At 70.1% G+C, this 6,507-nt stretch carries 5 protein-coding genes; 4 read left to right on the top strand and 1 reads right to left on the bottom strand.

Annotated elements, in window-relative coordinates; translation table 11 throughout:
* Positions 1-2,714, top strand: a 2,714-nt coding sequence (gene dnaE / locus CLM62_RS13905; RefSeq protein ID WP_095750174.1) for a DNA polymerase III subunit alpha, incomplete at its 5' end; no start/stop codon positions are given.
* A 147-nt stretch (positions 2,715-2,861) separates the two neighbouring features.
* On the opposite strand, the gene CLM62_RS50030 is transcribed toward dnaE, so the two are convergent.
* Entirely contained in the window at positions 2,862-3,026 is a 165-nt protein-coding gene (locus CLM62_RS50030) for a hypothetical protein (protein WP_095750168.1), read from the bottom strand.
* 224 nt (positions 3,027-3,250) lie between these two features.
* Between CLM62_RS50030 and CLM62_RS13895 the strand changes: the two genes are divergently transcribed.
* From CLM62_RS13895 to CLM62_RS13885, 3 genes are all read left to right on the top strand, one after another.
* On the top strand, positions 3,251-4,471 hold the full coding sequence (locus tag CLM62_RS13895) for an NYN domain-containing protein (protein ID WP_095750167.1): 1,221 nt from the start codon (positions 3,251-3,253) through the stop codon (positions 4,469-4,471).
* Between the two features lie 123 nt (positions 4,472-4,594).
* Positions 4,595-5,569: an ABC transporter ATP-binding protein gene (locus tag CLM62_RS13890; protein WP_095750166.1), complete on the top strand. Its 975-nt coding sequence runs from the start codon at positions 4,595-4,597 to the stop codon at positions 5,567-5,569.
* A 103-nt stretch (positions 5,570-5,672) separates the two neighbouring features.
* On the top strand, positions 5,673-6,494 hold the full coding sequence (locus CLM62_RS13885) for an ABC transporter permease (RefSeq protein ID WP_179382087.1): 822 nt from the start codon (positions 5,673-5,675) through the stop codon (positions 6,492-6,494).
* Positions 6,495-6,507 lie beyond the last annotated feature (13 nt).

Genomic DNA, 6,507 nt, shown 5'->3' with positions numbered 1-6,507 from the left:
GGCAGGAGGGCTGCCGCAACACGCTGCTGGTGGCGGAGCAGATCGACACCACGGGCATGTTCGAGAAGCGCGACCTGATGCCCAAGTTCGACATCCCCGAGGGCTACACCGAGGTCACCTGGTTCAAGGAGGAGGTCCGCCGGGGCATGGAGCGCCGCTTCCCGGACGGCATCCCCGAGGACCGCCAGCGGCAGGTCGAGTACGAGATGGACGTCATCATCCAGATGGGGTTCCCGGGCTACTTCCTCGTCGTCGCCGACTTCATCATGTGGGCCAAGAACAACGGCATCGCCGTCGGCCCCGGCCGAGGCTCCGCGGCCGGTTCGATCGTCGCGTACGCCATGGGCATCACCGACCTCGACCCGATCCCGCACGGTCTGATCTTCGAGCGGTTCCTCAACCCCGAGCGCGTCTCCATGCCCGATGTCGACATCGACTTCGACGAGCGCCGGCGCGTCGAGGTGATCCGGTACGTGACGGAGAAGTACGGCGCCGACAAGGTCGCCATGATCGGCACATACGGCAAGATCAAGGCGAAGAACGCGATCAAGGACTCCGCGCGCGTGCTGGGCTACCCGTACGCGATGGGCGACCGCCTCACCAAGGCGATGCCGGCCGACGTCCTCGGCAAGGGCATCGACCTCGACGGCATCACCAACCCCTCGCACCCCCGCTACAGCGAGGCGGGCGAGATCCGCGCGATGTACGAGAACGAGCCGGACGTGAAGAAGGTCATCGACACCGCCAAGGGCGTCGAGGGCCTGGTCCGGCAGATGGGTGTGCACGCGGCGGGCGTGATCATGTCCAGCGAACCCATCGTCGACCACGCCCCCATCTGGGTGCGGCACACCGACGGCGTGACCATCACGCAGTGGGATTACCCCCAGTGTGAGTCGCTGGGCCTGCTGAAGATGGACTTCCTCGGCCTGCGCAACCTCACGATCATGGACGACGCCATCAAGATGGTGAAGGCCAACAAGGGCATCGATCTGGAGATGCTCGCCCTCCCGCTGGACGACCCCAAGACCTTCGAACTGCTCTGCCGCGGTGACACCCTCGGCGTCTTCCAGTTCGACGGCGGTCCGATGCGCTCGCTGCTCCGCCAGATGCAGCCCGACAACTTCGAGGACATTTCCGCCGTCTCGGCCCTCTACCGGCCAGGCCCGATGGGCATGAACTCGCACATCAACTACGCGGAGCGCAAGAACGGCCGCCAGGAGATCACGCCGATCCACAAGGAGTTGGAGGAGCCCCTCGAAGAGGTCCTGGCCGTCACCTATGGCCTGATCGTCTACCAGGAGCAGGTGCAGAAGGCCGCCCAGATCATCGCCGGGTACTCGCTCGGCGAGGCCGACATCCTTCGCCGCGTGATGGGCAAGAAGAAGCCCGACGAGCTGGCGAAGAACTTCACCATCTTCCAGGCGGGCGCCAAGAAGAACGGCTACAGCGACGAGGCGATCCAGGCCTTGTGGGACGTGCTGGTCCCCTTCGCCGGATACGCGTTCAACAAGGCCCACTCGGCCGCGTACGGACTGGTCTCGTACTGGACGGCGTACCTGAAGGCGAACTACCCCGCCGAATACATGGCCGCGCTGCTCACCTCGGTCAAGGACGACAAGGACAAGTCGGCGGTCTACCTCAACGAGTGCCGGCGCATGGGCATCAAGGTGCTCCCGCCGAACGTGAACGAGTCGATGTCCAACTTCGCCGCCCAGGGCGACGACGTGATCCTCTTCGGTCTCTCCGCGGTGCGCAACGTCGGTACGAACGTGGTCGAGTCGATCATCAGGAGCCGCAAGGCCAAGGGGAAGTACGCCTCCTTCCCCGACTACCTCGACAAGGTCGAGGCGGTGGTCTGCAACAAGCGGACCACGGAATCGCTGATCAAGGCCGGCGCCTTCGACTCCATGGGACACACCCGCAAGGGGCTGACCGCGCACTTCGAGCCGATGATCGACAACGTGGTCGCGGTCAAGCGCAAGGAGGCCGAGGGCCAGTTCGACCTCTTCGGCGGCATGGGCGAGGAGGAGACCAGCGAGCCGGGCTTCGGCCTGGACGTGGAGTTCACCACCGACGAGTGGGACAAGGCCTATCTGCTCGCCCAGGAGCGGGAGATGCTCGGCCTGTACGTCTCCGACCACCCGCTGTTCGGGCTGGAGCACGTGCTGTCGGACAAGGCGGACGCGGGCATCGCCCAGCTCACCGGCGGAGAGCACGCCGACGGCGCGGTCGTCACCATCGGCGGGATCATCTCCGGCCTGCAGCGCAAGATGACCAAGCAGGGCAACGCGTGGGCCATCGCCACCGTGGAGGACCTCGCCGGATCCATCGAGTGCATGTTCTTCCCGGCGACGTACCAGCTGGTGTCGACCCAACTCGTCGAGGACGCGGTGGTGTTCGTCAAGGGCCGCCTCGACAAGCGCGAGGACGTCCCCCGGCTCGTCGCGATGGAACTCCAGGTCCCCGACCTGTCGAACGCGGGCACCAACGCGCCCGTGATCCTCACCATCCCGGCCACGCGGGTCACCCCGCCGATGGTCAGCCGCCTCGGCGAGATCCTCAGCCACCACAAGGGCGAGAGCGAGGTCCGGATCAAGCTCCAGGGGCCGCGCAAGACGACCGTGCTGCGCCTGGACCGGCATCGCGTGAAGCCCGACCCGGCCCTCTTCGGCGACCTGAAGGTGCTACTGGGCCCGTCCTGCCTCGCCGGCTGAGCGCAGTGGCCGTCCTGGGCGGGACGAGTACCGGGACGAGTACCGGGATGAGTACCGGGACGAGCAACTGACGCACGCGAGGGGCGCACCCGTCATCGGATGCGCCCCTCTTCATGTGTCCGGGCCGCAACAGCCCGTCACGCAGATTCAGTTGTGACCGAAGCGCTTCTGGCGGCCCTTGCGGGCTATGTCACCAGGCGTCACCTGGGTGGGGCGGTGCTCGGCCTGCGTCTCCACCGACGACTGCTGGGCCTGCTGCTGACCACGCTCGGACTGCGGCTGCTTACGGTCCTGCTTCTTGTTCTTGGCCATGGTGATCTACCTCCTGCGGGGGATCTAGGGGCCAGGGCCGGGATCAGATTCACATAGGCTGGCAAAGCGCGCATGTCGGATAATTACCGTCCGTGACAGGGTTCGTCGGAGCGCGATGCCCCGAAACGCCACGCCGAAGATCGAGTTCCGGCCGTTAACCCCCGCGTGGTCGGGCAGACTCGAAGCAAGCCCGAAGCAAACCTCCCGGGAAGAGGGTGAGTCGTGTGGACCGCTGCATCGTCCTGGTGGACGCCGGGTATCTGCTGGGGGCCGCCGCCAGTCTCCTTGCCGGGGAGCCCTCGCGATCCCGGATCACCGTCGACCACACCGCCCTCATCCAGGGGCTGCGCGAGCGCGCCGAGTCCGACACGGAACGGCCCCTGCTGCGCATCTACTGGTTCGACGGCGCCCCCGACCGCGTCCCGCAGCCCGAACACCGCAGGCTCCGCGTCATGCCCCGGGTCACCGTCCGGCTCGGCGCGCTGACCCGCAGCGACGGACGCTGGGCCCAGAAGGGCGTCGACGCCGCCATGCACGCCGAGCTGACCGAGCTCGCCCGCAACCGCGCCTGCTCCGACGTCGTCCTCGTCACCGGCGACGGCGACCTGCTGCCGGGCATGATGGCCGCCAAGGAGCACGGCGTCGCCGTACACCTGTGGGCTGTGCAGGCCGCCGACGGCGACTACAACCAGTCCGAGGACCTGGTCGCCGAGGCCGACGAGCGGCGCGTGCTGGACCGTACCTGGATCACCAAGGCCGTACGCGCCAAGGAGCTCGGCGGGATCTGTGCGCCGCCGCCCGCGCCACGGCCCGAGATCGCGGCCATCCTCTCCGCGCCGCTGCCCGAGTCCGCGCTCTCCTCGACGGCCGAGCGGCCCGCCGAGGAGAGTGAGCACGCCCCCGCGGCCGCCCCCTCGGAGAACGGCACGCAGGAGCGGGTGCCCGCGCCCAAGGGCGTGCCCACACCCAAGGACCTGGCCGCGCTCCGGGCGCCCGGCGTGCAGCCCGCCCCACCGCCCCAGACCGCGACCCTGCGCTGGTCCTCCGACAAGGGCTGGGTCGACCGCCCCGGCGTCGCCGGCGAGCCCCCCGAGGCCGCCTCCATGCCGACGCTGGCGCAGCTGACCACGGCCGAGCAGCGGTGGGCCGACCGGGAGGAGGACATCACCACGGTCGGCGGCGATCCGTACGAGGTGGGGCAGGTCTTCGCGCGGCGCTGGATGGGGCGGCTCGGGGATCAGAGCCATCTGCAGAAGCTGTCGGGGATGTACCCGCGGATTCCGCACCGGATCGACGGAGAGCTGCTCAGGTACGCCGCCCGGTTCGGGCTGCTCGCCCACAAGGACGACCAGATCGACGAGCACGACCGGTACGCGATCAGGGCCGGATTCTGGCGGGAGGTCGACGTCCGCACGGCCGCGGAGCACGCGCCTGCCGGTGAGTGAGATCCTTACCGGTGGATTTGTCGTCATGGGCGGACCCGAGGACGGGCGGGCGCCGCGGACCCCGTAGTCTCGTCCCTTGTGAGTACGCGCGCGGCACAGGCACTTCGGCACGGTGACGATGTCGTGTGCGCGGTGCGCGGACTGACCAAGACCTATCCGGCGGTACGCGGCCGGCGTGGCGCGCCGGCAACGCCCGAGGTGAGGGCCACCGACGACGTACGGCTGGACATCCGCCGGGGTGAGATCTTCGGTCTGCTCGGGCCGAACGGCGCCGGCAAGACCACCCTCGTACGGCAGCTGACCGGGCTGATGCGGCCCGACCGCGGCAGCGTCGAGATCCTCGGGCACGACATCGTGCGCCATCCGGAGCGGGCCGCGCGGATCCTCGCCTACCTCGGACAGGAGTCCAGCGCCCTCGACGAACTGACCGTGTCGCTCGCCGCGGAGACCACTGGGCGGCTGCGCGGCCTGGAGGCGAGTCGGGCGCGGGCCGAGCGGGACGCCGTACTGGACGAGCTGGGCCTCACGCCGATCGCCGCGCGGCCGCTGAAGAAGCTGTCCGGCGGGCAGCGTCGGCTGGCCTGCTTCGCCACCGCTCTGGTGGGGGAGCGGCCGCTGCTCGTCCTCGACGAGCCGACCACCGGCATGGACCCCGTGGCGCGGCGCGCGGTGTGGTCCGCCGTGGACCGGCGCCGGGCCGAGCGCGGTACGACCGTGCTGCTCGTCACCCACAACGTCATCGAGGCCGAGACCGTCCTCGACCGGGTCGCGGTGCTCGACCGGGGGCGCGTGATCGCCTGCGACACGCCCGTCGGGCTGAAGGAGCAGGTCGCCGGGGAGGTCCGGGTCGACCTGGTGTGGCGTGAGGCGGCGCCGCTGCACGTCCCCGAGGTCGCCGCACTGCAGGACAGGGCCGTGGAGTGCGGGCGCCGCTGGACGCTGCGGCTCGCCCCGGACGAGGCCCGCACGGTCGTCGCCACCGTCACCGGCGGGGCCGCCTTCGCGGCGCTGGACGACTTCACGCTGACCACGCCGAGCCTGGAGGACGTGTACCTGGCGCTGGGCGGTGCCGCACAGCAGGGGCTGGTGAAGGCTTGAGCATGTTCAGCACACGGACCGTGGCCTTGAGTACGCGGACCGCCGCATCCGTACGGAACAGGGCGACTGCCGGAGTGAAACCCAGAGAGGGGAGCCGCGCGACGTGAGTGTCGTACCCGCAGAGGTTCTGCCGGGCAGCGCCCTGGCCGTGGAAGAGACGGTCCGGGAGGCGGCCGAGCTCGGCCCCCGCGCGCGGCTGTGGCCGGCGCTGGTGGCCGTGTACCGGGCGCAGCTGTCCCGGGCGCGGGTCGCGCGCATCCCGCTGCTGTTCGTCGCCACGTTCCAGTCGATCGGGATCATGATCCTCATGCGTGGGGTCGTGGACGACGGGGCGGAGGCGCAGGCGGTGGTCGCCGGTTCGTCGGTGCTGGTGGTGGCCTTCGTCGCGCTGAACCTGCTCGCCCAGTACTTCGGCCAGCTGCGGGCCAGCGGCGGGCTCGACCACTACGCGACGCTGCCGGTGCCGCCGGCGGCGATGGTGCTGGGGGCGGCGGGCGCGTACGCGTCGTTCACCGTGCCGGGGACCGTCGTGACGGCCGTCTTCGGAAGCGTGCTGTTCGGGCTGCCGCTGGCGCACCTGTGGGTGCTCGCCGCGGTGATCCCGCTCGCCGGCGCCGCGCTCGCCGGGCTGGGCGCCGCGCTGGGGCTGCTCGCGCCGCGTCCCGAACTGGCCACGCTGCTCGGTCAGCTGGGCATGTCCGCGGCGCTGCTGCTGGGGGTGCTGCCGGCGGACCGGATGCCGGAGGCGGTGCGCTTCGCACGCGATCTGCTGCCGTCGACGTACGGCGTGGAGGCCTTCGCGCGGACCTTCGGGCCGGACCCCGACTGGGCCTTCGTGCTCGGCGATCTCGCCGTGTGCGGGGCGGTCGGCGTGGTGTCGCTGGCCGTCGCCACCTGGGCGTACCGTCGGGCGGCCGTCCGGTGACGCGGCGCACAGG

The organism is Streptomyces sp. SA15, from assembly GCF_002291145.1.
In the GTDB taxonomy this organism is placed as follows: domain Bacteria; phylum Actinomycetota; class Actinomycetes; order Streptomycetales; family Streptomycetaceae; genus Streptomyces.
The sequence above is the reverse complement of the archived record's forward strand: the minus strand, read 5'-3'. Positions and strand labels throughout refer to the sequence as shown.

Excerpts from the sequence above, each read along its gene's own strand:
- CLM62_RS50030 (WP_095750168.1), bottom strand. The coding sequence starts at position 3,026 with ATGGCCAAGAACAAGAAGCAGGACCGTAAGCAGCCGCAGTCCGAGCGT.